We start from the raw sequence: 3,479 nt of genomic DNA on the forward strand, positions 1-3,479 counted from the left end.
CCCCTACCATGATATCAAAACGCCATCTCTCCCCTGTTTTTTCTCAACAGCACATAAAGGCCGTTCTTCTGAGAAAGGGAGCAGCTATGAAAAGAAATAAGCCCATTCTAGTAGATGAAATTGATCAAAGATCACACACCATAAAGCACCTTATTGTTGAGCCGTTAGGATCTGCAACATCTGCATAATCTGTTCTTCTTTCACCTTATTCTCCATCTGCGCTACAGCATTTTTCTCTTCTTGGAGAGCGTTTTGCGTCTTAATCGCAATTTTATGAATCAGTGAGGCCGGTAAAGGTGAATAGCGTAAGAGATCGAGCATAATCTCTGGCGTTGCAAAATTTTGCATCAAAGGAAGCAATTGCATGATCAATGCGAAAGTACGCTCTTTTTCATTGAGACTTGTTGGTGCATCATCCACGACAATATCATATTCCAAACTCGTCACCATTTCGCGTGTGAGGGGAACATACTGTGCATTTTCATCACCGGCAATACGGACGAGGCGCCCATCGGACAGATAATTTTGAATAAGATAGAGAATAATTTTTCCCTGTCGTTGCCGATATCGACGCAAACCATCAAAAAAGGAAGCCAACAGATTAAGGGATGATTGTCGTCGTTGTTGTTCCAGAATACCAGGCTGATTAACAGCGCGCGTCCCAATAAATTCAGAAGACAATCCCGTCACCTGCTCGAGAGCGCTCTTTGCTTCATTAAACAGTTGGAAAAACCCTTGTGGAAATTGTGCCACGGGTTTAGGCTGGATTCTTCCGCCAGATACAGCCCCACTTTTCAACCAAGTAATGCTATCAGCTCTAGCCCAACTCTCGACAGCTTGTCGATCATCATCAAAAGCATCACGTTCTGCCATAATTCCGCCTTTTGATTGGCTATTGAGCAAATGCATCACTTGACTAAAATATTTGTTTGCCCACCGTTGCGGATCTTTTGTTGGCTTGACCAGTCCGTAAAATTGCCGGCTTAACTTATCAAAAGTACCGGTAATACATTCCCATCCCAATTGACCTGTGGGAACTAAGGGTTTATCGGGTGTTTCGAGCAACTTTCTGCCTAAAAATGCCCGTTTGACAATTTTTCTCATCAATCTTGTTGCTTGAACATTGGGAAAATTTTTGCTTAAATTTTGGAAATCCTGTTCTGAATAATCGATCAACTTTCCGCTTTGCGGTTCGAGCACTTTATACACCACCTCACGTTCAAACCAGCGACATTCTGCCAAAGTCACCATTTTAGGGCGTTGATAGCTTGTTTCCTCTTCCCTCTCTTCCAGATAATTTTGTGTCATTCCATTGCTTGTTGACTGTAAAAAACTCTGATGTTTCACCCAATCTGCATGAAGATCACTCCAATGAACATTGGGAAACATTTGCTGAGCGACAGCCAGAGGTTTTTCATCAATATACCATAGACGTTGTGCATCAATGAGATTAGGTTTCACAGCACTCGCATCCCAGACCATTTTCATAGGGTCAAGCCGCGCAATGATTGGTTTTCCTTGCGGATTTTCTTCATAATCAAGGCGTGTATCTGTCCAGCCCATTCCGCAAATAATTGCATCTTGAAAAGCATCAGAATCTTCGTATTCCCCATCAGCTTCATCGCGAAACCATTCGGCTGCTCCTGTCAAAATCTGGTTTGCAAAGGCGGCTCCTTCTTGTCGAGGAATAAATTGGACTTGTCTTTTATTATTGCGCTCCACCCCAATGACGGCATTAATCAAAGGGGCAATACGGTTAAAAGTCATGACTGGTCTGTTTTGTTCGTTCAAGACAGCCAAGTCTTGCTCATTCCATTGCCGCCCATTATAAAAATCGTAATCTTCTTGAGCATTTTTTCGCCATTTTTCGACATGAGGAATATCATCCTGATACCACCCCACGAGTTTTTTAAAGAGCGCTTGATTTTCAAGCGTTTCAATTTGATTAAAAGAAGAATCTGTAGACATATTCATTAAAAAGCCATCCATGAAGTTTGAGAATGGTGAAAAGAGCGATAGGTATTTTTTTTAGGTCGGGCATGTGGCTGTTCATAAGCCACACACATGAGTCCGAAGGCATCGGCCCCATGGCTTGCCCAATCATGTTCAGCGCCCAGCCCGATATTGCGCTGTTCATCACGCTTTTCATGATACCAAGCCAGGGCTTTTCTCCCCGCAGCTGTTGTTTCACGATTAAACCATAGAGCAGGAAACAAACGCCTTACGGCTTCGATACGCATTTTCACAGCACCTGTTCCTTGATTAGGAATGATTTTGGTTTGAAAACCGGCTTGTTGAAGCGCACTTTCAAAACTGACATTATAGACACGATCTTTTGTCGCGCCATCATGAGGCAAGACCATCAGCGCCTTTTCATATCCCCTTTGAAAGACCCAGCCCACATGCTCTGAAAGGGGTTGTCCTTGGGCTTCATAATAATCGAGCACGCGAATTTCCCGTCCAATAAATTGTGCGACCCATAAGGCGGTAGCATCAGCCTTTGCCCCTGTTCCTCCGATATCCCAAAAGATCTTTGTTTGGATCAAAGGATCACGTGGAACGGTTGTAATGCGCCCTTCCATTTCGGCTTCGAGCAAACATTTCTGATAATAAGCACCTTGGACAGCTTGGAGATATTCGCCTTCCCAAATATGGTTATACTGTTCTGGTCTTTGCTGTAAATCGTTTTTTCGATCGCGATTGAGTTTTTCGGGAAATTTTGGATTATCGCGCCAATTAATTTCCGTTCCTTTGATATACGGATTATCGACATTTCGGAAACGTTTTTCTACGGGTGCATTTTCATGGCACGGGTTCCATGTGACCCATAATTCAGCATTCCAATCTTTTCCTTCTTCGCGCAAAGTTGGAATAAGCGTTTGCCAAGCGGTTTCGGTCACTGGTTCTGCCTCATCGACCCAGCAGAGGAAAACGCGCCCCATTGATTTAATACTAGCGATATTTCGATCCAGTCCAGCAAAGACATAGACAATCCGTCCATCTTTTGATTTAATATATTTATCGCCGATTTCGTAATAGTCTTGTAAAAAAGGATAAGACTCGATAGCGCGTTTAATTTCTTCCAAAGAGCTGTCATTGAGAGAATTTTGAAACTGTCGCGCACAAAGGATAATACCGCGTTCTCCGGCCATTCCATGGCGATATCCCACCACGGCGGACATGAGCGCAAAAGAACGTGTTTTTCCAGATCCGCGTCCCCCCCAAGCGGCGCGCACATCAGCTTTTCCGGTAAAGACAGGAATAAGCTTTGGAATAAGAGCCACTTGAGCTGTTTTTTTCTCTATTTTTTGAGAAATTTTCTGAACCGTTTTCATTTATAAATTTTCATTACTGATAAATAATTGAGCTTCACACTTCGGCTGATCAAAGCAATTTAAAGAAAAACGCTCTTCTCAAAAGCACGGCTTTATCTGCTCTTCATTTGGATACTCAATGCACTCTCCTTTTTTGCATGAGAT

General features: G+C 43.1%; 2 protein-coding genes. Both read right to left on the bottom strand.

Annotated elements, in window-relative coordinates; translation table 11 throughout:
- Window positions 1-150: 150 nt before the first annotated feature.
- Window positions 151-1,989 carry a portal protein gene (locus BN338_RS01130; RefSeq protein ID WP_425277452.1) on the bottom strand — a complete coding sequence of 613 codons (1,839 nt, stop codon included), beginning with the start codon at window positions 1,987-1,989 and terminating at the stop codon, window positions 151-153.
- Entirely contained in the window at window positions 1,974-3,335 is a 1,362-nt protein-coding gene (locus BN338_RS01135; protein ID WP_051018460.1) for a PBSX family phage terminase large subunit, read from the bottom strand. The genes BN338_RS01130 and BN338_RS01135 overlap by 16 nt, the downstream gene beginning before the upstream one ends.
- Window positions 3,336-3,479 lie beyond the last annotated feature (144 nt).

Origin of the sequence: Bartonella queenslandensis AUST/NH15, from assembly GCF_000312585.1 — a bacterium.
Classification (GTDB): domain Bacteria; phylum Pseudomonadota; class Alphaproteobacteria; order Rhizobiales; family Rhizobiaceae; genus Bartonella; species Bartonella queenslandensis_A.